Origin of the sequence: Sphingomonas sp. Leaf257, assembly GCF_001422185.1 — a bacterium.
Taxonomy (GTDB): domain Bacteria; phylum Pseudomonadota; class Alphaproteobacteria; order Sphingomonadales; family Sphingomonadaceae; genus Sphingomonas; species Sphingomonas yabuuchiae.
The window spans coordinates 18,213-39,292 of record NZ_LMMH01000002.1; the positions used below are offsets into that span (position 1 = coordinate 18,213).

General features: G+C 66.4%; 24 protein-coding genes and 1 tRNA gene. 19 read left to right on the plus strand and 6 right to left on the minus strand.

Annotated elements, in window-relative coordinates:
* Positions 1-22: 22 nt before the first annotated feature.
* Positions 23-301: a helix-turn-helix transcriptional regulator gene (locus tag ASF14_RS03175; protein ID WP_056431511.1), complete on the minus strand. Its 279-nt coding sequence runs from the start codon at positions 299-301 to the stop codon at positions 23-25.
* Positions 298-774: a phage regulatory CII family protein gene (locus ASF14_RS03180; RefSeq protein ID WP_056431516.1), complete on the minus strand. Its 477-nt coding sequence runs from the start codon at positions 772-774 to the stop codon at positions 298-300. Before ASF14_RS03180 ends, ASF14_RS03175 begins: the two co-directional genes overlap by 4 nt.
* Before the next feature lie 74 nt (positions 775-848).
* On the opposite strand from ASF14_RS03180, the gene ASF14_RS21250 reads away from it, so the two are divergent.
* The 9 genes from ASF14_RS21250 (at position 849) to ASF14_RS03215 (ending at position 6,579) form a co-directional block, all read left to right on the plus strand.
* Positions 849-1,799: a LexA family protein gene (locus ASF14_RS21250; protein WP_156361018.1), complete on the plus strand. Its 951-nt coding sequence runs from the start codon at positions 849-851 to the stop codon at positions 1,797-1,799.
* Positions 1,800-1,890: 91 nt separating this feature from the next.
* Entirely contained in the window at positions 1,891-2,139 is a 249-nt protein-coding gene (locus tag ASF14_RS03185; RefSeq protein ID WP_156361019.1) for a hypothetical protein, read from the plus strand.
* Positions 2,136-2,660 (plus strand): hypothetical protein, encoded by a 525-nt coding sequence (locus tag ASF14_RS03190; protein WP_056431522.1) that lies wholly within the window; start codon positions 2,136-2,138, stop codon positions 2,658-2,660. The genes ASF14_RS03185 and ASF14_RS03190 overlap by 4 nt, the downstream gene beginning before the upstream one ends.
* On the plus strand, positions 2,660-3,217 hold the full coding sequence (locus ASF14_RS03195; protein ID WP_056431525.1) for a hypothetical protein: 558 nt from the start codon (positions 2,660-2,662) through the stop codon (positions 3,215-3,217). The genes ASF14_RS03190 and ASF14_RS03195 overlap by 1 nt, the downstream gene beginning before the upstream one ends.
* A complete protein-coding gene (locus tag ASF14_RS21255) occupies positions 3,214-3,552 on the plus strand; it encodes a hypothetical protein (protein ID WP_156361020.1) in 339 nt (112 codons plus the stop codon). Before ASF14_RS03195 ends, ASF14_RS21255 begins: the two co-directional genes overlap by 4 nt.
* Before the next feature lies 1 nt (position 3,553).
* Complete coding sequence (locus ASF14_RS03200; protein ID WP_156361021.1) at positions 3,554-4,015, plus strand: hypothetical protein; 462 nt, start codon at positions 3,554-3,556, stop codon at positions 4,013-4,015.
* A 167-nt stretch (positions 4,016-4,182) separates the two neighbouring features.
* A complete protein-coding gene (locus ASF14_RS03205) occupies positions 4,183-4,377 on the plus strand; it encodes a hypothetical protein (RefSeq protein ID WP_236696912.1) in 195 nt (64 codons plus the stop codon).
* A 126-nt stretch (positions 4,378-4,503) separates the two neighbouring features.
* Positions 4,504-6,183 carry a recombinase family protein gene (locus tag ASF14_RS03210; protein WP_236696913.1) on the plus strand — a complete coding sequence of 560 codons (1,680 nt, stop codon included), beginning with the start codon at positions 4,504-4,506 and terminating at the stop codon, positions 6,181-6,183.
* Between the two features lie 87 nt (positions 6,184-6,270).
* Positions 6,271-6,579 (plus strand): polyhydroxyalkanoic acid system family protein, encoded by a 309-nt coding sequence (locus ASF14_RS03215; protein WP_042484120.1) that lies wholly within the window; start codon positions 6,271-6,273, stop codon positions 6,577-6,579.
* A gap of 16 nt (positions 6,580-6,595) precedes the next feature.
* On the opposite strand, the gene ASF14_RS21260 is transcribed toward ASF14_RS03215, so the two are convergent.
* Complete coding sequence (locus ASF14_RS21260) at positions 6,596-6,760, minus strand: hypothetical protein (RefSeq protein WP_156361022.1); 165 nt, start codon at positions 6,758-6,760, stop codon at positions 6,596-6,598.
* 179 nt (positions 6,761-6,939) lie between these two features.
* Here ASF14_RS21260 and ASF14_RS03220 point away from each other — a divergent pair, with 179 nt between their 5' ends.
* Together ASF14_RS03220 and ASF14_RS03225 are read left to right on the plus strand one after the other, a co-directional pair.
* Positions 6,940-8,286: a TldD/PmbA family protein gene (locus tag ASF14_RS03220; protein WP_056431531.1), complete on the plus strand. Its 1,347-nt coding sequence runs from the start codon at positions 6,940-6,942 to the stop codon at positions 8,284-8,286.
* Entirely contained in the window at positions 8,273-9,079 is an 807-nt protein-coding gene (locus tag ASF14_RS03225) for a 3'(2'),5'-bisphosphate nucleotidase CysQ (RefSeq protein ID WP_056431534.1), read from the plus strand. Before ASF14_RS03220 ends, ASF14_RS03225 begins: the two co-directional genes overlap by 14 nt.
* On the opposite strand, the gene ASF14_RS03230 is transcribed toward ASF14_RS03225, so the two are convergent.
* On the minus strand, positions 9,069-9,770 hold the full coding sequence (locus tag ASF14_RS03230; RefSeq protein WP_056431537.1) for an NAD-dependent deacylase: 702 nt from the start codon (positions 9,768-9,770) through the stop codon (positions 9,069-9,071). The two genes, ASF14_RS03225 and ASF14_RS03230, sit on opposite strands and share 11 nt — an antisense overlap.
* A gap of 91 nt (positions 9,771-9,861) precedes the next feature.
* Positions 9,862-10,323 (minus strand): GNAT family N-acetyltransferase, encoded by a 462-nt coding sequence (locus ASF14_RS03235; protein ID WP_056431540.1) that lies wholly within the window; start codon positions 10,321-10,323, stop codon positions 9,862-9,864.
* A gap of 273 nt (positions 10,324-10,596) precedes the next feature.
* Here ASF14_RS03235 and dapB point away from each other — a divergent pair, with 273 nt between their 5' ends.
* From dapB to ASF14_RS03250, 3 genes are all read left to right on the plus strand, one after another.
* Positions 10,597-11,325 carry a 4-hydroxy-tetrahydrodipicolinate reductase gene (gene dapB, locus ASF14_RS03240; RefSeq protein ID WP_056431543.1) on the plus strand — a complete coding sequence of 243 codons (729 nt, stop codon included), beginning with the start codon at positions 10,597-10,599 and terminating at the stop codon, positions 11,323-11,325.
* 5 nt (positions 11,326-11,330) lie between these two features.
* Positions 11,331-11,999 carry an endonuclease III gene (gene nth, locus ASF14_RS03245; protein WP_056431546.1) on the plus strand — a complete coding sequence of 223 codons (669 nt, stop codon included), beginning with the start codon at positions 11,331-11,333 and terminating at the stop codon, positions 11,997-11,999.
* Between the two features lie 46 nt (positions 12,000-12,045).
* A tRNA-Arg gene (locus ASF14_RS03250) sits at positions 12,046-12,122 on the plus strand.
* Positions 12,123-12,331: 209 nt separating this feature from the next.
* Here ASF14_RS03250 and ASF14_RS03255 read toward each other — a convergent pair.
* Entirely contained in the window at positions 12,332-12,847 is a 516-nt protein-coding gene (locus ASF14_RS03255) for a DUF4142 domain-containing protein (RefSeq protein WP_056431549.1), read from the minus strand.
* A gap of 177 nt (positions 12,848-13,024) precedes the next feature.
* Here ASF14_RS03255 and ptsP point away from each other — a divergent pair, with 177 nt between their 5' ends.
* The 5 genes from ptsP to ftsH all read left to right on the plus strand — a co-directional run bounded on the left by ptsP (position 13,025) and on the right by ftsH (position 20,815).
* A complete protein-coding gene (gene ptsP, locus ASF14_RS03260; RefSeq protein WP_056431868.1) occupies positions 13,025-15,298 on the plus strand; it encodes a phosphoenolpyruvate--protein phosphotransferase in 2,274 nt (757 codons plus the stop codon).
* Positions 15,299-15,389: 91 nt separating this feature from the next.
* Positions 15,390-16,340: a helix-turn-helix domain-containing protein gene (locus ASF14_RS03265; protein ID WP_056431552.1), complete on the plus strand. Its 951-nt coding sequence runs from the start codon at positions 15,390-15,392 to the stop codon at positions 16,338-16,340.
* 88 nt (positions 16,341-16,428) lie between these two features.
* The gene (locus tag ASF14_RS03270; RefSeq protein ID WP_056431555.1) at positions 16,429-17,358 is read left to right on the plus strand and encodes a tetratricopeptide repeat protein; all 930 of its coding nucleotides are present in this window, start codon (positions 16,429-16,431) and stop codon (positions 17,356-17,358) included.
* Between the two features lie 275 nt (positions 17,359-17,633).
* Positions 17,634-18,626, plus strand: a complete 993-nt coding sequence (gene tilS, locus ASF14_RS03275) for a tRNA lysidine(34) synthetase TilS (protein WP_056431558.1) — start codon at positions 17,634-17,636, stop codon at positions 18,624-18,626.
* 221 nt (positions 18,627-18,847) lie between these two features.
* Positions 18,848-20,815, plus strand: coding sequence for an ATP-dependent zinc metalloprotease FtsH (gene ftsH / locus ASF14_RS03280; RefSeq protein WP_056431561.1), 1,968 nt, complete (start codon positions 18,848-18,850; stop codon positions 20,813-20,815).
* The last annotated feature ends 265 nt before the right edge of the window (positions 20,816-21,080 follow it).

Genomic DNA, 21,080 nt, shown 5'->3' on the forward strand with positions numbered 1-21,080 from the left:
GGTGATCCCCGCGCCTCCCGGACTAGGCCGCGACTTGGCTGATCGGCCGATCAAACCATCCGCCATGCGGGCGGTGCGACCAGTGGGACGAAAAAACGGCGGTATCGCTCGCCAGATAGATCGCCTTGGCCATGTCGTCGTCCGGCATCACGTCGCCACGGATCAGGCGTTCGACCATCATTTCCGACAGCCCGGCCTTGCGCGCGAAACGCTTGAGGGAGCCGGGCTTGGAAACAGTGAGGTGAAAGGCGAGGCGACGCGCCCCCTCATTGGGGACGCGGGCAGGCAGGTTCAGCTTCATGAACGGACTTCCTCGGTAGGGACGTTGGCGACGATCGCGTCCAGCGCGACCGCAATTTCCAGAAGGTGGCGGACTTCCCGCCGTATCTTGGCCTGTTCGACGCGATCGATCCGACCGTCCGACAGCGCCGCGCACATTTCCTGCGTCACATCGCCAGCCTCTTTCGACAGGCGGCCCATCATGGTCGGCAGGTCCGCGTCGCTGGTCGGCACGTCGGGCAAGGGCACGAACACCCCGCCATTGATCGCGCACAGTGCGCGGGTGACGGCCGGAAAGCCCGGCGCATCGCGGGTCAGCGGCTCCAGATCAGCGATTACGTCGACCGGCGCGAAGGCATCCGGGTTGTTTCTGGAAGCATAGGTGCTGAGCGTCGACTGCCCGACGCGGGTAAAGGGCGCGGCCTTGGTCTGGCCGCCCAGCGCCGATAGCATGTCATCGGTGGCGCGCTTCAGCGCCTGACGGGTCACGCTCATGCAGGCATCTGCCCGATAATCTGGCGCGAACTATTGGATGACCGAACAGCGGAACGAACCGTATCGCTGGCGTCATGAACCGCAACGCAGCCATCGGCATCCGGCAAGTGCCGCTCCAGCGCGATCAGCGTTGCGGCGCTAGGATTCCAGCGATCACCCTCGACACCTTGCAGGGTGTTGGGATGAAGCCCGGCTTTCTCAGCCAGCCCCTTTTTGGTGACGCCCGGCTCCCGGAGGTGCGCGCGAATGCGTTGGATCGTGTTCCTGACCATGGAACATCTAAAATCACATCCAAATGTGTTTCACAAGAGGATAATCACATCAGGATGGGTTCGCGATTTGCTAGTCACATTGGCATGGACCGCACCCCAGACGAACGCCGCAAAATCCTGCGCGACTTCATGCAGAAGGAAGGCTTAAAAGCTAAGCCTTGGGCAGAGAAGGCGAAGGTCTCCCCCAATAGCATCTACAATTTTCTGAATGATGCAGGGTCAAACAAGCTAAGCGCCGAAACTTATCAAGCACTTGCCCGCGCAGCGGGGGTGCCCGTATGGCGGCTTAACGGCGACGTACCCGAAGCCAATAGCCCAACGGCAATCTGGGTGGTTGGTCACGTCGAGGCCGGAAATTTTCGTTCGGCAGTGGAATGGGACAGATCGCAATGGTACGCGGTCGACGTGCCAGTATCTCCGCGTTTCCAAAGTACCGCTAAGGCCCTTGAGGTCAAAGGCCCGTCCATGAACTTGGAATACCCCGACGGTTCGGTGGTCATCTGGGTTGATGTGCTGGATTCACGCCCTCCAAGGGATCGTGATCATGTCATCGTCTATAGCTATAGGATGGATGATGAAATTGAGGCGACCGTGAAGGAATTACGGGTCGTCAATGAGCAGAATTGGCTTTGGCCGCGCTCCAGCGATCCCGCTCATCAGCAACCCCTCTCGCTCGAAACCCCCGGCGATCATATTGCCCGCGTAGAGATTCGCGGATTGGTGATCGGAGGCTACAGACCTCGACGGATATAAATCACACGGCGATGTGATACATAGATTGATTATCACATTTTGATGTGATTTATGGCCCCCACGCCGCATGGAGCGGCGATGGAGGCCATCCGTGCACCACCATTCTGCTGACCTTTCTGGGCGCGTCCAACGCTGGCGCGCCGCACCCCACGCGCTGCCCGCACTGATCCGCGATCACCACGCTGGCACGCCCGCCGATCGCGACGAACCCCAGCAGCAGCCCGAAGACCCGAACCGCAATGACAGCGCTGGCGCGGCCTTCCTTGCCGTGGCCTTGGCGCTGGCGCTCTACATCATTTGCGGCGTCGCCTACGGCCTCTGGATCGGAGACCACGCATGAAGCGCGTGACCCAAACCGAGCTGGACCAGTTGCCCCACACCTTCACGCTGAAGACCGCGCGGAAGATGCTCCAGTGGCAGGGCGCTACCGCAGGACTTGCACGCATGTTGCTGGCCAGTGGGTTTTGCAGTGCCGACGCTCGACAGGGGCAGAAGCCGCTGTGGATTCGCCTCGAAAGCGCCGCAGCCCACCGCCAGCGCATGGCCACGGCCGCGTTCAAGAAATCAGCCACGGCCATGGCTGCGACAATCGCCCGAGCCCATGCCGATCGTGCAGCCGTCACGGCCGCAAAGGCCATGGCCTCGCAGTCCCCAGCGGAATGCGCCTGCCAATGCCATGAAAACACATGCGGCGCGGCCGACATGGACATGGCTGAACGCACCCTGTGCCTGATCACCAGCTTGCGGCCGATCGGCGCGGACATGGTGGACCGCCTGGACGAATTGGTGAGGCGCGCTGGCCCAGCCCACGCACGCGCCTTCCTCACCAACTTTTCTCCCGATGACGGAGTGCCGTTCTAATGGCCAAGGCCAATCCTATGGCGAACGCCATCCGCGTCACCGTGTCGACTGCCGAAGCGGACGACTTCACCAATCTGCTACGCGATGCCCGCCAGTTCGGTTTGCACGTATCGCCGCGATTGGCGGAGGCGGTCAGCTTGATCGCAACAGCTGCCCGTGAAGTACGCGGGCGCAAGTTCGCGAAACAGGCCGAACGCGACTATGCGAAGCGGATCGAGCAGGAACGCCGCGACCGCGAACGCCATTTTATGATCGGCGGTTTTTGCGTAGCCGCTATCCGTGGCGATTACGTCGACCTGTCCAGCGATCCCGACAGCCACCTATGGGCCGACCATGCTCTGCGCGAGGTGCTGAACAAGCCAATCCCCGAGCAATCCGAGATCCGCCGTGATTGCTGGTTGGTCCGCGTCACCCTGCCTCAGCCGGACACCCTTAGCGAAATCGTCGGCAGCGACTGCACCGAAGATAGCAACGCCGATGCGGTCCATGCGCTGGCCAACCGAGTCATTTCCGGCTGGCAGGCCCGCCGCAGCGTCAGCGCGAGGAAATTCGCATGAAGTTGCTTTGCAACGACGCCGTGGCCCTGTCCCTGTCAGAGTTCAACGCCTTGCTGGAATACAGCACGACGCTTCCTACCGGCACCACACCGGGCAAGGCGTGGAAATGCCGTCGCCCGTATTGGGAAACGACGGCCCGCGCCGATTGGTATCGGGGTAGCTACGGGCTGCCTTATCCCGAAGGCCACAAGTATCATGGGCAGGTGCCTATCGGCTGGAGGCGCATCCACGTCATCGGCTCACCCGCGATTTTCCCGCCAGATGTGACAGTGCCGCCCGCGCCTATGCGGGGCCTGATCACTGCCGTTCCTTATGCCCGCCATGGGGGCGTTTAAAATGATCGGCGTTACCTTCGCGTCCGATGCCCGCCCGGCCTATCCCCGATTGCGGGATCAATGGTCGCATTTAGCCCAAGCGTCGGAACAGTTCCTTGCTGATCGGCGCGCCAAAGACCCGGCCGCCATCACCAAGGGGGTGATGAAGCCCGATGAGGCGCGACAGCGGGAACGGGTCATGGCCGCCGTTGTCGCAATCTGGCGTGACGTTGAAACGCTGTCTGAACTGGAAAAGCCTTCCGAATGGCCGCACCTTTACGGTGCCAGCCTGCCCGAAATTCAAGTTGATTTGCGCGGGGTGGCCAAGGCGACTGCCGCAGTCGGCCGCGATCGGACAATGATCGAGTGCGCGGCCGCGTTAGCGTGGCAATTCGAACCCGTTGCGCCCGGCTCGCTTCCCCATATCTGGATCGCGGCCGACCATGTTTTGTACCTCGCCCGAACGGATCGGGAGGCGGCGTGATGGACGTGTTACACGGCCACCGTAAAACGATTCGCCAGCGCGTGGCGTATCCGCCGCGCCCGTGTCCCGAGTGCAAGGCCAGCTTTGTCCCTAAGGATCAACGCCAGCTGGTTTGCTCGACAGAGCATCGCACGGCTTGGAACAATCGGGCGACCGTTCGAGGCCGGGTGCTGACCACCTATGCCATGGCGGCCCGTCAGACGCGCGACGGCACACGCGGCGATAAGCCGACCGGCAAACGCGCCGCCCAGATCAGCCACGATTTGATGCAGCGCTACCGGGATGAGGATCGCGAGGCGGGCCGCATGGATGCCGTAGCATTCACCGCCCTGCGTCTTCTCCATGGGTTCGACCCGATATGAACGCCCCGTCGCGAATCACCCGCGGTTCGGGCAAGGATCATGATCCGGCCTTGGTCGCTTTCGTCAAAGCGCTCGCCAGACAGGCCGCCGCCCGCGACTTCGCGCAGGCCAGAGAGGAACAGAAAAGTGCGGACCGTCATCTACGCCCGGTTCTCCAGCCTCCTACAGAATAGCCGATCCATAGAGGATCAGATTGCCGTCTGCCGCGACCGATGCGAGCGCGAAGGCTGGACGATCATCGATATCTTTACCGACTATGCCATTTCCGGCGCGGCCGGGATCGGCGAGGGGCAACGCCCCGGCCTCGCCGCCATGCTCGCACGGGTCGAAGCGGGCGGCATTGATCAGGTCTTGGCAGAGGCCACCGACCGCATCGCCCGACACCAAGGCGACAGCTTCACGATTCGCGAACGGCTGACCTACGCCCGTTGCCGACTGTTCACCCTGTCGGATGGCGAGGTGACGGATATCAGCGGCACCTTCAAGGGGTTGATGGACGCGCAGTTCCGTAAGGAATTGGGAGCTAAGATAAGGCGTGGCCAGAAAGGCACGATCGCGTCTGGCCGATCCCCGGCCGGGCTTGCCTATGGCTACCGGACCGCCAATCGAATCGACGCCAGCGGCCGCCCCGTTCGCGGCCTGCGCGAGATCGACCCGGAACAGTCCGAAGTCGTGCGCCGCATTTTCCGTCTGTTCGTCGACGGGCAGAGCGCCAGGACAATTGCGGGCATCCTGAACGCCGAAGGCATCCCCGGCCCACGCGGCGCGATATGGCGCGCGTCGACAATCAACGGCGATGGCCCGCGCGGCAACGGCATCCTTCGCAACGAATTATATGTCGGCCACTTGGTCCACAACCGGACCAGCAAAGTGGTCAACCCCGTCGACCGCAAGGTCCGCATTCGCGTGAACCCGGCGACGGAGTGGACGATTGAAGCGGTTCCCCACCTGCGCATTATCGCGCAAGAGGATTGGGATGCCACCCGCAGCCGATTCGACCACACGGCCCGTAAGCCGCTCCACACCCGCGTAAGGCCGCGCAGGATGCTGTCGGGCCTTGGACAATGCGGCGTGTGTGGAGGGTCATGGATCGTCGTCAGTGGCGAGCGTTGGGGCTGTAAAACCAATCGGGCGGAAGCCAGCTGTACCAACACCGCCACCATCTCGACGAAGCGATTTGAAGAACGGGTGCTGGCGGGGCTGAAAACCAAGATGCTGGACCCGGATATCGTCGCGATATTCGTGAAGGAATATCACGAGGAATATGCCCGCCGCGCCGCTGAAACGCGCCGCGACACCAGCCGCCTACAACGGACGATCGACGACGCCGATCGCAAGATTGCCCGACTGGTCGAAGCTATCGCGGCCGGGGGCGGCGAATTTGCCGAAGTGAAGGACGCCCTTGCCAAGGCCCGCATGGATCGCGACGCGGCCCGTGACAGCTTGGCCGAAGTGGAGGCGCTGCCCGTTGTCGCGCTCCATCCTTCGGTCGCGGCCGATTACCGGCGCGAAGTTGAGCAGCTGCACAAGCTGCTGAAGGACCCGGAGGCAAAGGAAGCCACCGTGCCCGCGCTTCGCGCCCTGATCGACCGGGTGGTCCTGACGCCCGCGCCAGTCGGGCGAGGCGTGGAAATCGAGATTGAGGGACGGTTGGCGGCAATCCTGAAACTGGCGACAGGTGGCAGGCTTCCGCCCTCTATCGAGGCTGACACGCCGCATGAGGAAGGCGAGGGTAAAGTCATGTACGCTAGTGACCAGTTCGCTTTACCCGCTCCACTCCCCGACATATTCGGTAAGCGCGCTTGATATATTATTTCACCGCATAGTGCTTGACCGCCATGGCAAACCACGCCACTCGATTGTCATTTCATGAATGAAAGAGAGTTTTGCTCGATGGCATCGGTCAATTTCGACATCCCCCATTCTCTGGGTCATGCCGAAGCAAGGCGCCGGATCGAGCAGGGGCTCCCCAAGCTGGAAGCGAAAATTCCCGGTGGCGGCCAGGTGTCGTCGGAATGGCCCGCCGAGGATCGCCTGATCCTGACCATCATCGCCATGGGTCAGACGGTGAAGGCCGATATGGAAATCGCCGACACCGCGCTTCGCGGCACGGTGGCGATCCCGATGATGCTGTCGATGATGGCCGGGCCGATCGGCGAGTTCGTGAAGACCAGCGCCGAAAAGATGCTCAGCAAGGCGTAAGCCCGCTCGATTGAGCCTATGGGCGGTCGCGGCGGGGCAGATGCCGTGTCGCAACCCCGACAAGCACGGCCGTCGACAGCAGGATCGACGAGACGAGCCCGCCGATGGCCAGCAGTCCACCACTGGTGAGGTTCAGCTTCAGCCGCAGGTCGATCGCGCGTCCGGCGGACAGGCGCAGCATTCCCTTCTGGCAAACGGGGCGTCGATGGGGCGGCGGGGACATGGCGTATCAACGTCCCGATCGCCGGACGGTTCAGCGAAGGCTCGCGGCGGGCCGAAGCGAAGGCAAGGACGCGGAACTCGCCACGGCGATGCGACAAACACTGGCATCCCCGACCAAGCGTCCTTAAGTCCTGACCCATGCTGACCCCCGAACAGGCCCGCGACCGGGCCGCCGATATCGTTGCCCGTGCCCGCGCCGCCGGAGCCGACGCCGCCGACGCGGTCTTTGCCGCCGACGCTGCACTTGAAGTCTCGGTGCGCCTCGGCGCGCTGGAGGATGTCGGTCGGTCGGAGAGCGAGGAACTGGGCCTGCGCGTGTTCGTCGGGCGGCGCTCGGCCAGCGTCTCGACCTCGGACCTGTCGGGCGATGCGATGACCCTTGCGGTCGAGCGCGCCGTCGCCATGGCACGCGAGGCGCCCGAGGATCGCTGGGCTGGGCTCGCGCCCGAAGAGCGGCTGTTGCACGGCGCGCCGCCGATGCTCGACCTGGACGATGGCGGCGAGGTCGCGCCCGAGGACCTGCGCGCCGCCGCGCTGGAGGCCGAGGAGGCCGCGCGCGCGGTGGCGGGCGTGACCAATTCGGAAGGGGCGGGGGCGTCGGCCTCGCGGGTCGTCTCGGCGCTGGCGACCAGCCATGGCTTCGCGGCGGGCTATGCCGCCACCGGTTACGGTCTGTCGGTCAGCGTGGTGGCGGGCGAGGGCGCGAACATGCAGCGCGACTATGCCCATCATGGCGCGCGCCTGCGCCGCCTGCTCGAAGGCCCCGAGGCGATCGGTATCCGCGCGGGCGAGCGGACCGTGGCGCGGCTCAATCCCGGCAAGCTGGCCAGCGGCGCGATGCCGGTCGTCTATGACCCGCGTGTCGGATCGTCATTGGTCGGTCATCTCGTCTCGGCGATCGCGGGGGCGGCGATCACGCGGCGGACCAGCTTCCTGCTCGATGGCCTGGGCGAGCGGGTGATGGCGACGGGCATCCGGATCGAGGACGATCCCCACCGCCCGCACGGCCTGCGCTCGCGCCCCTTCGATGGCGAAGGGCTGGCGGTGTCGCCGACCGCGATCGTCGAGGACGGGGTGTTGGAAACCTGGCTGCTCGATTCCGCCTCGGCCCGGCAGCTCGGGCTGGAGCCGACCGGCCATGCCGCGCGCGGCACCGGCGGCGGGCCGGGCGTGTCGACCAGCAACCTGTTCATGGCGCCGGGCCGCGTGCCGGTGGACACGCTGATCGCCGACATCGCCGACGGCGTCTATGTCACCGAACTGATCGGCAGCGGCGTGAATCCCGTCACCGGCGACTATAGCCGGGGCGCGGCGGGCTTTCGCATCGTGAACGGGCGGATCGCCGAGCCGGTTGCGGAGTTCACCGTGGCAGGCAATCTGAAGGATATGTTCCTCGGCATGACCCCGGCCAATGATCTGGAGTTCCGCTACGGCGTCAATGTGCCCACCCTGCGCATCGATGGAATGACGGTTGCCAGCAGCTGAGCTGATCCCGCCAGACCTTATCTCAGCTGTCGTGGCGGCGGCGCGCGAGGCGGCGGCGATGGCGCTCGCCCGCTGGCGCACCGATTTCCGCCAATGGGAAAAGACGCCGGGCAGCCCGGTGTGCGAGGTCGATCTGGACGTTGACCGGATGCTTTATGCCCGGCTCCACGCGCTGATTCCCGATGCGGGCTGGTTGTCGGAGGAGACGGCGGACAAGCCCGACCGGCTCGCGGCGCGGCGGGTGTGGGTGGTCGACCCGATCGACGGCACCCGCGACTATATCCGGGGGCGCGAGGGCTGGGCGGTCTCGGTCGCGCTGGTCGAGGACGGCGTGCCGGTGATCGGCGTGCTGGCCGCGCCCGCGCGCGGCGAGCTGTGGCTGGCCCAGGCGGGGCACGGCGCGACCCGCAACGGCAGCGCGCTCAGCGCGGGCTATTGCCACCAGATGCCCGGCGCGCGTGTGCCCGTCGACGCGCTGCCCAAGGCCGACCGCGATCTGGTCGCGGTGTTCAAGCCCAACTCGATCGCGCTGCGCATTGCGATGGTCGCCGCCGACGAGGCCGATCTGGTCGCGACGCTGCGCTGGGGCAATGAGTGGGACATCGCCGCCGCCGCGCTGATCGCCTCCGAGGCGGGGGCGGGGGTGGCGGATGCGCTGGGCCAGCCCCTGCTCTTCAACAAGCCCGATCCGCGTGCCTTCGGCGTGCTGGTGACGGCGCGCGGCCTTCTGGACCCGGCGGTCGAGCGGCTGGCTCCGCGCGCCCGCGAGGTCATCGTGCCGGTCACCGGCTGAGCATCCGCTCCACCCATTCGGGTACCAGCTGGCTGGCGGGGCCCAGGCGACTTTCCTCGAACCAGCCGCTGCCCTCCGACCGTTCGAGATTGAGCTCCAGCGTCGCCGCGCCATAGGCGCTCGCCATCCGAACGAACCCGGCGGCCGGATAAACCGCGCCCGAGGTGCCGATCGACACGAACAGATCAGCCTGCGCCAGAGCCGCCTCGATCCGGTCCATATGGTACGGTACCTCGCCGAAGAACACGATGTCGGGCCGCAGGCGCGGTGCGGCACAGGCGGGACAGGATGTGCCGGGCGGCAGGTCGTCCGCCCAGTCGAACCGCTCGCCACATGCCGCACACAGGGCCTGCTTCAGCGCACCATGCATGTGCAGCATCCGCTGCGCCCCCGCCCGCTCGTGCAGGTCATCGACATTCTGCGTGACGATCAGCAACTCACCCGACCATTCCCGGTCCAGCCGGGCCAGCGCCGCGTGTGCTCCATTGGGCTCGACGCTCGCCAACCCCGCCCGCCGCAGGTCGTAGAAGCGGTGGACAAGCTCGGGATCGGCGGCAAGCGCCTCGGGCGTGCAGACATCCTCGACCCGGTGCCCCTCCCATAGCCCGCCGGGCCCGCGAAAGGTGGCGATACCGGACTCGGCGGAGATGCCCGCGCCAGTGAGGATGACGATGTTTTGGAGGTCGGTCATGGAGCCAAGATGGGTTGTGTGATCTTCGTCTGTAACGGGCGCAATGTGGATAGGCCGCTCCGGTCCGCAACCCCGTCGCGTTGATGCCGTGTCAGGCGAGAGACAAATGCAGGAATTGGTTGAAGTCGCTGGGTTCGTACCCTCCGAACGCAGGCCCGTTGGAGAATCCCCGTTGTCGGTAGAGCGCTAACGCCGGTTCGAAGGATGAGCCGGTTCCCGTTTCCAAACTGATCCGGCGCACGCCCCTGGCCGTCGCCGTCGCGATGATCGTCTCCAGAATTGCGGACCCGGCTCCCATCCGCAGGAAATCCGGATGCGTTCGCATCGACTTAATCTCGGCCGTATCTTTCGATACCATCTTCAAGGCACCGATCGCTGCCACCCGCTCCCCGGACCAAGCCGTCCACACGGTTACATCCGGCGTCTGTAAACCGGAAAGATCGAGCGCGAAGACATGGCCCGGTGGCGAGTTCGCGTGCATCCCGGCGAGATGGATCGCCAGCAATTCTCGCGTTTGGTCATTGGACAAATCCCCCTCTCGCACCTCGATCATCCGTCATCTCCCGACATTGGAATGGTGGCAGCATGTCCGCTTCCGATCCAGGGAGCAACGTCGGACAACTTCAGCCTCCGGGCGATAGCGACGTGCGGCAAAGGCCGCGGTGGAATTGCCAGGGGCGGAGCACTCGGCATGTAGCACAGCGATGGCCCAGAGCCCCTCGTCGGTCGTTGACAGGCCCGGATCATGGCCGGTTTCCCTCGGCCACAACCTGTGCAAAGGAAGCCGCATGACGACCCATATCCTCCTTTCGCCCAAGGCCCCCGCATGACCGCCATCGGTATCTACGGCAGCGCCGGGCGCATGGGCCGGGCGATCGCGGACCTGATCGAGGGCGAGGGCGCAACGCTGGCGGGTGGCTGCGATTCGCGTGACGACCCGGACGCGCTGGCCAAGGCGGCCGATGTGCTGGTCGACTTCTCGATCGCGGGGGCGCTGGACGTGCATCTGGCGGCCGCCCGTGCGGCGCGCACCCCCATCGTGATCGGCACCACCGGCCTTTCCCCTGCGCAGCACGCCGCGATCGACGCCGCCGCGACCGAGATCGCAGTGCTCCAGACCGGCAACACCTCGCTCGGCATTACGCTGCTCGCCAATCTGGTGCGCGAGGCGGCGGCGCGGCTGGGCACCGACTGGGATGTCGAGATCACCGAGATGCATCATCGGCACAAGGTCGACGCGCCCTCCGGCACCGCACTGCTGCTGGGCGAGGCGGCGGCGGCGGGGCGGGGGCATCCGCTGTCCGAGCTGCGCGTCGATGGCCGCGCCGGACTGGTCGGCGCGCGTACCGAGGGGACGATCGGCCTGGCGGCTTTGCGCGGCGGCTCGGTGATCGGCGACCATGAGGTGATCTTCGCGGGCGAGGGCGAGCGGCTGACGCTGGGCCATTTCGCGCAGGACCGCACCATCTTCGCGCGTGGGGCCGTGCGCGCGGCGCTGTGGCTCGCGGGTCAGGCGCCGGGGCGCTATCGCATGGGCGACGTGCTGGGGCTGTAAGCGCCATGAAGAAGGCGGACGTCGTCCAATTCTACCACCGGCTGGCGGAGGCGAACCCGCATCCCGAGACCGAGCTGGAATATCGCAACCCCTATACGCTGGTCGTCGCGGTGGCCCTGTCGGCGCAGGCCACCGATATTGGCGTCAACAAGGCGACACGTGCCCTGTTCGCCGAGGTCGACACGCCGCAGAAGATGCTCGACCTGGGCGAGGAAGGGCTGAAACAGCACATCAAGACGATCGGCCTGTTCAACACCAAGGCGAAGAACGTCATCGCCTTGTCCCGGATGCTGGTCGACGATCATGGCGGAGAGGTGCCCGAGGATCGCGCGGCGCTGGAGCGGCTGCCCGGTGTCGGGCGCAAGACCGCCAATGTCGTGCTCAACACTGCCTTCGGGCACGAGACCTTCGCGGTCGACACCCATATCTTCCGCGTCTGCAACCGCACCGGCCTGGCCAAGGGCAAGACGGTGCTGGCGGTCGAACTGAAGCTGGACAAGGCCACGCCCGCGCCATTCCGGCTCCATGCGCATCACTGGCTGATCCTGCACGGCCGCTATATCTGCAAGGCCCGGCGGCCCGAATGCTGGCGCTGCCCGGTCGAGGACCTCTGCGCCTATCGCCCCAAGACCCCGGCCCCTGCCGCCACGACCGGAAAAGCGGCCGCCGCATAAAAAGGGCTGGCGCGGGGTGTCTCGCGATGCTAGTCGGCCAGCCCACGCACCCGTAGCTCAGCTGGATAGAGCGCTGCCCTCCGAAGGCAGAGGCCACAGGTTCGAATCCTGTCGGGTGCGCCATCCTCCCTTATTTTCGATGCTTCGATCCCTCGACGGCTTGGCTGTTGCAGGTCGAACGATAGCGGTATGGGTGTGTGTCGTCGGGGCGGCAGGCGCCATGGCAGGCGCCATGGCGGGCGGCAGCTTGACGGAGGGGCGTCATTGTTGATGGCGACATCCCTCCGTCAGTGCCTACGCCTCGCAACCTTTCCCCCAGCTGGCAGGTCGGTTTAGCGCGGCATCTGTTCCAGCATCTGGATATGCTGCTGGACGATGGGCACCGCGGCCTGCGCGCTGGCCTTCAGCGCCGGGCGGTCGCCATTCGCGGCGAAGCTCTGATGCAGATCGAGCGCGGCCTGATGCGCGGGCAGCTGCTGGCCGATATACAGCCGGTCGAATGCGTCGGCGGAGGCGCGGCGCAACTCGCCGATCGAGGCTTGCGCTCCGCCGAGCCGGGGCGGGGTCGGGGGCAGGCCGTCCTGCCGGGCGGCACGGACCGTGGCGGCGGTCGTCTGGGTGTGATGGTCGATCATCATCTGCGCGAATCGCCGGACATCCTCGTTGCGCGACTTTTGCAGCGCCAATTTGCTGGAGGTGATCTCGTACAGGTCGCTCATGCCCGCCGCCTTCACATAGGCCGCCGCTTGCGCCTTGGCGGCGGCCGGAGGCGGGGGCGGCGGAGTCTGTGCGGCGACCGGCGCGGCGGCCATTCCCAGGACAAGGGCGATGGATAGGAATTTGGGCATGATGTTCTCCCGTGACGAACGTGGGAGCCAACCTGCCATTTGGTCCGCTGTTCCCCATAAATAATTGATCTATAATGCAGATCAGCGTGTTGGTCCGGGCGCTTGCGCCACCAAAAGGCACGCCTGTGCAATATTAGCGCATGACACCGCCGCATTCCGTCTGTTAGCCCTATGCCCATGCCCGTTTCGGCCGCCGCATCCGCCCGCGAGATCCTCGTTCGTCTGCACGACGTGATGGCGTCGCGCACCCCCGCCCAAGCCAAGCTGAATCAGGTGGTCCAGATCATCGGCGAGGCGATCGGCAGCGAGGTCTGCTCCATCTATCTGCTGCGCGAAGGGGTACTGGAACTGTTCGCGACGCGTGGCCTGGCCGAGGAGGCAGTCCACGTCACCAAGCTGGCGATGGGCGAGGGGCTGGTCGGCACCATCGCCGAGGATGTCGAAGTGCTGAACCTGGACGAAGCAGCGAGCCATCCCGACTTCGCCTACAAGCCCGAAACCGGCGAGGATCGTTTCCACAGCTTTGCGGGCGTGCCGATCATCCGGCGCGAGCGGGCGGTGGGCGTGCTGGCGGTCCAGCATAGCGAACCGCGCAAATATGCCGATGTCGAGATCGAGGCGCTGCAGACCGTCGCGATGGTCCTGTCCGAACTGATCGCCAATGCCGGCCTGATCGACGCGGCGGGGGCGGCGGGCACGCGGCCGCAGATGACCGCGACGATCCGGCTGTCGGGCCAGAAGCTGGTCGAGGGCATGGGCAGCGGCTTTGCCGTCTATCACCAGCCGCGCATCGTCGTCGAACACACGGTCGCCGAGGACATCGATGCCGAGCGCCGCCGCGTCTATGCCGCGTTCGACAAGATGCGCGAACAGATCGACCGCATGGCGCGCGAGGCCGAGTTCGGCGTCGCGGGCGAGCATGTCGAGGTCATCGAGACCTACAAGATGTTCGCCTATGACGAGGGCTGGGCGCGCCGCATCAACGAGGCGATCGATAGCGGCCTGACCGCCGAGGCGGCGATCGAACGGGTGCAGCAGCGCACGCGCCAGCGGATGCGCCAGATCGACGATCCGTTGCTGGCCGACCGGATGCACGATCTGGAGGACCTGTCCAACCGGCTGCTGCGCATCGTGTCGGGCCAGATGGGCACGGCGGCGCAGCTGGGCCTGCGCCAGGACACGATCCTGATCGCGCGCAACCTGGGTCCGGCCGAGCTGCTGGAATATGACCGGCGGCGGCTGAAGGGCGTAATCCTGGAGGAAGGGTCGCTGACCGCGCATGTCATCATCGTTGCGCGCGCCATGGGCGTGCCGGTGCTGGGCCGGGTCAGCGATGTGCGCCGCCAGATCGCGGACGGCGACCAGCTGCTGCTCGACGTATCGGAGGGCAGCGTGCTCGTCCGGCCCTCGTCGGCGATGGAGGAGGCCTTCGACGCCAAGCTGGAGCTGCGGCAGAAGCGCCGCGCGGCCTTTGCGGCGCTGCGCGACGTGCCGCCGGTGACCAAGGACGGCCACCGTGTCACCCTGATGGTCAATGCCGGGCTTCGCGACGACGCCGCCGCGCTCGACACGACGGGGGCGGACGGCATCGGCCTGTTCCGCACCGAGTTTCAGTTCCTGGTCTCCGCCACCCTGCCGCAGCGCGAGCGGCAGCAGCGGCTGTACCGCGACGTGATGGAGGCGGCGGGCGACCGGCCGGTCGTGTTCCGCACCATCGATATCGGCGGCGACAAGGCGCTGCCCTATCTCAACACCGATCCGGGCGACGAGGAGAACCCGGCCATGGGCTGGCGCGCGCTGCGCCTGGCGCTGGAGCGCGACGGCCTGATGAAGGCGCAGGCCCGCGCGCTGATCGAGGCGGGGTCGGGGCGCACCCTGAACGTCATGTTCCCGATGGTGTCCGAAGCCTGGGAGTTCGACGAGGCCAAGGCGCTGTTCGAGGCGCAGCGGGCCTGGCTCGGCTCGCGCGGGCGTCGTCTGCCGCTCGACGTGCGTTACGGCGCGATGCTGGAGGTGCCCGCGCTGGCGGAACAGCTCGACCTGATCCTGCCCAATGTCGACTTCCTGTCGATCGGCACCAACGACCTGACCCAGTTCCTGTTCGCCGCCGATCGCGCGAACCCCAAGCTGGCCGAGCGCTATGATTGGCTCAGCCCGTCGATCCTGCGCTTCCTGCGCCGGGTGGTCGGACCCGCGCGTGAGGCGGGCGTGCCGGTCGGCGTGTGCGGCGAGATGGGCGGGCGTCCGCTGGAGGCGATGGCGCTGATCGGGCTGGGCATCGACCGGCTGTCGATCACCCCGGCGGCGGTCGGCCCGGTGAAGGCGATGATCCGCTCGCTCGACCGGGAAGCGATCACCGCCGAGATGGCCCGGCTGCTCGCGCATCCCGTGCGGGACATGCGCGGGGCGCTTGGTGCCTGGGCTGCGACGAACGGTGTGGAATTGGCCTGATCCAGGTCAGGGGTTCGCGTTGACTTGATCCCAGCCGTCTGAAAGAACGACCGCGATCATGGGGTGGGCCATGGTCGCTTCGGAGTTGAGAATGGACGAGGTCAATCCCGGCCACGATGCCGCACCGGCGGCACCTGCCCGCGCCGGTGACGTCCTGCGCACGGCGCGCGAGGCGCAGGGGCTATCGCTGGGCGATATCGGTGCGCGCACGCGCATCCCCAGCCGCCATCTCGCGGCGATCGAGGCATCCGATTATCAGAGCCTGCCGTCGGCCACCTATGCGGTCGGCTTCGCCAAGGCCTATGCCCGGGCGGTCGGCGCGGACGAGGTCGCGATCGCGCAGGCCGTGCGCGCCGATGTCGACAGGCTGGGCCGCCGCGTCACCGAATATGTCCCGCAGGATATCGCCGATCCGGCGCGCGTGCCGTCGCGCGGGCTGGCGATCGTCGGTGTCGGTCTGGCGCTGGCGCTGCTCGTCATCGCGGGACTGTGGTATGGAACCGATCTGTTCCGCCGCGACCGCACCGCACAGGAGGTGCCCGCCGCGACCCCGCTAACCAATGCGTCCGCGCCCGCACCCACGCCAGCCCCCAGCCCGACGCCGGTGACGACGGGCAAGGTGGTGCTGACCGCCAATGGCGAGGTGTGGCTGCGCGTCTACGACGCCGACAATGTCACGCTGAAGATCGGCACGCTGAAGCCCGGCGAAAGCTATGAGGTGCCCGCCACCGCCAAGGGGCCGCTGCTGAATGTCGGTCGCCCCGACAAGCTGAGCGTGACCCTGGACGGCAAGCCCATTCCGCCGCTGGGCGACGGCTCGCGCGCGATCAAGGACGTGCGGCTCGATCCGGGGGCGATCGGCGCGCGGCTGTCGGGTGCTCCGGCCGCTGCCGCCGCGCCGACGCCGACCGTGCGTACCCCGCTGCGTGAGCGGACGGAGCGCCGTTCGACGCGTGCTGCGAGCGGCGAGACGGGCGGCAACGCCCTGACGGCGCCCGCGCCCTCGCCTTCGCCCGCCACCACCGCACCGGCGGACCTGTAAGAAGCGGACATCTTCAGGCTGGAGACAGCCGGGGCAGGGCAGGGTGGTCCTGTCCCTTTCATAATCAGCCCACCGGGGGGTGAAACCGATGCGTAACCTGTTGCTGGCCGGGGTCGCGGCCGTGATGATCCTGCCGACCGCCGCCATCGCCCAATCCAATGTCGAGGGCCGGGTCGGCAAGCTGGAAAGCGAGATGCGCGCGGTCCAGCGCAAGGTCTTCCCGAACGGCGCGGGTGGCTATGTCCAGCCCGAGATCACCGCGCCGCAGACCCAGGCGCAGGCGCCGGGCGTTCCCGCCTCCAGCGCGCTGTCGGACCTGACCTCCCGCGTGACCTCACTGGAGGAGCAGATGGCCGGACTGACCGGCCAGATCGAGCAGAACGGCTATCGCACCCGCCAGCTTCAGGATCAGTTCGACGCCTATAAGCGCGCCACCGAAACGCGCTTGAAGGCATTGGAATCCGGCCCCGCGCCGATCGCCCCGGCCGGGCAAAGCGCCCCGCTCGACACGCCAGCCGCCGTCAGCGGATCGACGCGCCCGACCAAGACCCCGGCGGCGGCCTCGGTCGTCACCGGCGATACCGCGACCTCGACCCCGGCGGCCGCAGTCGACAAGCCCTCGACCGGCGATCCGGCGGAGGACGCCTATCTCTATGGCTATCGCCTGTGGCAGGCCAAGCGTTATCCAGAAGCGGAAGCCGCGCTGAAGAAGATGGTCGCCGACTATCCCAAGAGCCGCCGCGCAAGCTTCGCCCAGAATCTGTTGGGGCGGACCTATCTCGACTCCGGCAAGCCCAGCCTGGCGTCGATGGCCTTTTATGAGAATTACAAGAAATACCCGGACGGCGAGCGGGCGCCCGACAGCCTGCTCTACCTCGGCCAGGCGCTGACCAAGCTCAACAAGGCGGCTGATGCCTGCAAGGTCTATGACGAACTGAGCGACGTGTACGGCGCCAAGCTGTCCGCCGCGATGAAGAGCCAAATCGCCAGCGGCCGCAGCGCGGCGAAGTGTCAGTAGTATAAATGTATTCCTCCCCTTTTGAGGGGGAGGATGACATCGTCTTGAATCAACGCGAGCCCCTCCCCTTCAGGGGAGGGGTTGGGGTGGGGCTTTTCCACGAGCGCCGCGCTTGCCGATACGCCCCACCCCCGGCCCCTCCCCTGAAGGGGAGGGGTGGGTCCATCTCATGTGATTCCGCTCTCGCCGAGGAATGCGCAGAGCCACGAAACCTCTTGCACTGGTGCGGCGGAAGGGCCAGAGCGCGCGCATCCCTGACCAGTTTTGAGAGCATCATGGCCACCGATGCCACGGCCGACGATCAGATTGCGCGCTTTGTCGCCGATCTGACGCTTCTTCACGATCCCCATGCCGATGCGGCGCCACTGTTGCTGGCGGTGTCCGGCGGGCCCGACAGCATGGCGATGCTGACGCTGGCGGCGGCGGCCTTTCCGGGGCGGATCGCGGTCGCGACGGTCGATCATGGACTGCGGCCCGAAGCGGCGGACGAGGTGCGGATGGTCGCCCATCATTGCGCTCAATTGGGTGTGTCGCATCACGCCCTGCGCCCGGAAACGCCGATTGCCGGGGCGAGCATCCAGTCCCAGGCGCGCGACGTACGCTATGCCCTGCTCGCTGCACAGGCGCGTGCGATCGGGGCAGCGGCCATCCTGACCGCGCATCATGCCGACGACCAGGCCGAAACCTTCCTGATGCGCGCGGCGCGCGGGGCCGGGCTGTCGGGCCTGTCGGGCGTGCGGGCGCGGACGGTGATCGCCGATGCGGTCGTGCTGCGCCCGCTGCTCGATTGGCGGCGCGCCGAGTTGCGCCGGATCGTTCGCCGCGCCGAGGCCCCGTTCGTCGACGACCCCGCCAATCACGATCCGCGCCATGACCGCACGCGCTTTCGGCAATTGCTCGACGGCCATGAGTGGCTGGGCGTGGCACAGCTGGCCCGTGCGGCGGCGCAATTGGCCGAGGCGGATACCGATCTTCGCGCGACGGTCGACTGGCTGTGGCAGGACCGCGCGCAGATCGACGGCGACAATGTCCGGATTCAGGCGGCCGACCTGCCGCGCGAGCTGGGCCGCCGTCTGGCCCGGCGCGCGATCGGCACGGTCCGCACCGCCGCCGGGATCGAAAGCCCGGCGTGGAGCGAAGGCAGCAATATCGAAAAGCTGCTCGAGGCGCTGTCGCAGGGCAGCCGCGCGACCCAGGCCGGAGTGATCGCCAGCGTCCGCTCCGGCGTCTGGCGCTTCCGCCCGGCTCCCCCGAGGAAGACGGGCTGACGTTTTACGATCCTCCCTGCGCGAAGCGCGGGGAGGGGGACCGCCGCGAAGCGGTGGTGGAGGGGCCTGGGTCGCTCAGCCCCTCCACCATGCTGCGCATGGTCCCCTCCCCAAGCAGAGCTTGGGGAGGATTGCTTCCAGCCCGATCACATTGATCGGTCTTGTTCCATTGCCATTAACCTCGTCATGCCTATCTTGGCACTGAAAGGTATCCGGCACCGATGAACGACAACGACAAGCAGCAGAGCCCCGATCCCAATGGGGGCGGCAACCCCTGGATGAAGAGCCTGTTGATCTGGGTGGGCATCCTGATGGCGCTCGCCCTGTTCGTCAGCCTGTCGGGCGCGGGTTCCTCGGCGCAGAGCGGCAACCAGATCGAATATTCGACCTTCCTGGACAAGGTGGACGAGGGCACGGTGAAGACCGCGACCATCTCGCGCGAGTCGATCACCGGCACGCTGTCCTCGGGCGAGAAGTTCCGCACCACCCCGGTTCCCGACTCGCAGCTGATTCCGCGTCTGCGCGAGAAGGGCGTGACCTTCACGGCGAAGACCGAGGAAGGGCCGTCCATCTGGATGCTGATGCTCTATAATTCGCTGCCGTTCCTGCTGTTCATTGGTATCGCCTTCTTCGTTCTGCGCCAGATGCAGAAGGGCGGCGGTGCCAGCGGCGCGATGGGCTTCGGCAAGAGCCGCGCCCGCATGCTGACCCAGAAGGAAGGCAAGGTGACGTTCGACGATGTGGCCGGCATCGACGAAGCGCGCGAAGAGCTGCAGGAAATCGTCGAGTTCCTGAAGGACCCGTCGAAGTTCGCCCGTCTGGGCGGCAAGATCCCGAAGGGCGCGCTGCTGGTCGGCTCGCCGGGCACCGGCAAGACGCTGCTCGCCCGCGCCATCGCGGGTGAGGCGGGCGTGCCCTTCTTCACCATTTCGGGTTCGGATTTCGTCGAGATGTTCGTCGGCGTCGGTGCCAGCCGCGTGCGCGACATGTTCGAACAGGCCAAGAAGTCGGCACCGTGCATCGTCTTCATCGACGAAATCGACGCGGTCGGCCGTCATCGCGGAGCGGGCCTGGGCAACGGCAATGACGAGCGCGAGCAGACGCTGAACCAGCTGCTGGTCGAGATGGATGGTTTCGAGGCCAATGAAGGCATCATCATCATCGCCGCGACCAACCGTCCCGACGTGCTCGACCCCGCGCTGCTGCGTCCCGGTCGCTTCGATCGCCAGGTCGTCGTGCCGCGCCCGGATATCGACGGCCGCGTGAAGATCCTCGAAGTTCATATGAAGAAGGTGCCGCTGGCCCCCGACGTCGACGCCCGCGTCATCGCGCGCGGTACGCCGGGCTTTTCGGGCGCGGATCTGGCCAACCTCGTCAACGAGGCCGCTCTGATGGCGGCGCGTAAGGGCAAGCGCCTGGTCGCCAATGCCGAGTTCGAGGAAGCCAAGGACAAGGTCATGATGGGCGCGGAACGCCGCTCCATGGTCATGACCGAGGACGAGAAGCGGATGACTGCCTATCACGAGGCGGGCCATGCGGTCATCGCGCTGCATGAACCGGCGTCGGACCCGATCCACAAGGCGACGATCATCCCGCGCGGTCGCGCGCTGGGCATGGTGATGCGCCTGCCGGAACGCGACTCGTATAGCTATCATCGTGACAAGATGTACGCGAACTTGGCCGTGGCCATGGGCGGCCGCGTCGCCGAGGAGATCATCTTCGGCTATGACAAGGTGTCGAGCGGCGCGAGCGGCGACATCCAGTACGCCACGGGCCTGGCCCGCGACATGGTCACGAAGTGGGGCATGTCCGACAAGGTCGGTCCGGTCGAATATGCCCAGCCGGAAGGCGAGAGCTTCCTGGGCTATTCGTCCAGCCAGCCGGTGCGTATGTCCAACCAGACCGCGCAGCTGATCGACGACGAGATCAAGTCGATCGTCGAGGGCGGTCTGCATCGCGCCAAGCATGTGCTGACCGAGCATGTCGACCAGCTCCATCTGTTGGCCGGTGCGCTGCTCGAATATGAAACGCTGTCGGGTGACGAGATCAAGAAGCTGATCGCGGGCGACGATATCGGTCGCGACGACCCCAAGGCCAAGGCGACGCCGATCGCCAAGGCGGGGACCTCGATCCCGAAGACGCGGCGCGGCAGCGGGCCGCTCGGTTCGCCGAGTCCGCTGGGGGCGTGATCTTCTCGCTAGGCTGATGAAAGGGCCGTCCCCATAAGGGGGCGGCCTTTTTGTTTGGGCGTTGTCCCGTGGCCTTCGACTTCGCTCAGACTGAACGGGGGCAAAAGCAGGCGGCAACCTATCAAGTCGACGCGAGCCCCTCCCCTTCAGGGGAGGGGTTGGGGTGGGGCCTCTCCACGAACGCCGGGCTTGCGGAAGCGCCCCACCCCCGGCCCCTCCCCTGAAGGGGAGGGGGGCATCTCAGGGCAGTAGAATCTCAGCGCTA

Excerpts from the sequence above, each read along its gene's own strand:
- ASF14_RS03175 (WP_056431511.1), bottom strand. The coding sequence starts at position 301 with ATGAAGCTGAACCTGCCTGCCCGCGTCCCCAATGAGGGGGCGCGTCGC.
- ASF14_RS03180 (WP_056431516.1), bottom strand. The coding sequence starts at position 774 with ATGAGCGTGACCCGTCAGGCGCTGAAGCGCGCCACCGATGACATGCTA.
- ASF14_RS21250 (WP_156361018.1), top strand. The coding sequence starts at position 849 with ATGAACCGCAACGCAGCCATCGGCATCCGGCAAGTGCCGCTCCAGCGC.
- ASF14_RS03190 (WP_056431522.1), top strand. The coding sequence starts at position 2,136 with ATGAAGCGCGTGACCCAAACCGAGCTGGACCAGTTGCCCCACACCTTC.
- ASF14_RS03195 (WP_056431525.1), top strand. The coding sequence starts at position 2,660 with ATGGCCAAGGCCAATCCTATGGCGAACGCCATCCGCGTCACCGTGTCG.
- ASF14_RS21255 (WP_156361020.1), top strand. The coding sequence starts at position 3,214 with ATGAAGTTGCTTTGCAACGACGCCGTGGCCCTGTCCCTGTCAGAGTTC.
- ASF14_RS03200 (WP_156361021.1), top strand. The coding sequence starts at position 3,554 with ATGATCGGCGTTACCTTCGCGTCCGATGCCCGCCCGGCCTATCCCCGA.
- ASF14_RS03215 (WP_042484120.1), top strand. The coding sequence starts at position 6,271 with ATGGCATCGGTCAATTTCGACATCCCCCATTCTCTGGGTCATGCCGAA.
- ASF14_RS21260 (WP_156361022.1), bottom strand. The coding sequence starts at position 6,760 with ATGCTGCGCCTGTCCGCCGGACGCGCGATCGACCTGCGGCTGAAGCTG.
- ASF14_RS03220 (WP_056431531.1), top strand. The coding sequence starts at position 6,940 with ATGCTGACCCCCGAACAGGCCCGCGACCGGGCCGCCGATATCGTTGCC.
- ASF14_RS03230 (WP_056431537.1), bottom strand. The coding sequence starts at position 9,770 with ATGACCGACCTCCAAAACATCGTCATCCTCACTGGCGCGGGCATCTCC.
- ASF14_RS03235 (WP_056431540.1), bottom strand. The coding sequence starts at position 10,323 with ATGATCGAGGTGCGAGAGGGGGATTTGTCCAATGACCAAACGCGAGAA.
- dapB (WP_056431543.1), top strand. The coding sequence starts at position 10,597 with ATGACCGCCATCGGTATCTACGGCAGCGCCGGGCGCATGGGCCGGGCG.
- nth (WP_056431546.1), top strand. The coding sequence starts at position 11,331 with ATGAAGAAGGCGGACGTCGTCCAATTCTACCACCGGCTGGCGGAGGCG.
- ASF14_RS03255 (WP_056431549.1), bottom strand. The coding sequence starts at position 12,847 with ATGCCCAAATTCCTATCCATCGCCCTTGTCCTGGGAATGGCCGCCGCG.
- ptsP (WP_056431868.1), top strand. The coding sequence starts at position 13,025 with ATGCCCGTTTCGGCCGCCGCATCCGCCCGCGAGATCCTCGTTCGTCTG.
- ASF14_RS03265 (WP_056431552.1), top strand. The coding sequence starts at position 15,390 with ATGGACGAGGTCAATCCCGGCCACGATGCCGCACCGGCGGCACCTGCC.
- ASF14_RS03270 (WP_056431555.1), top strand. The coding sequence starts at position 16,429 with ATGCGTAACCTGTTGCTGGCCGGGGTCGCGGCCGTGATGATCCTGCCG.
- tilS (WP_056431558.1), top strand. The coding sequence starts at position 17,634 with ATGGCCACCGATGCCACGGCCGACGATCAGATTGCGCGCTTTGTCGCC.
- ftsH (WP_056431561.1), top strand. The coding sequence starts at position 18,848 with ATGAACGACAACGACAAGCAGCAGAGCCCCGATCCCAATGGGGGCGGC.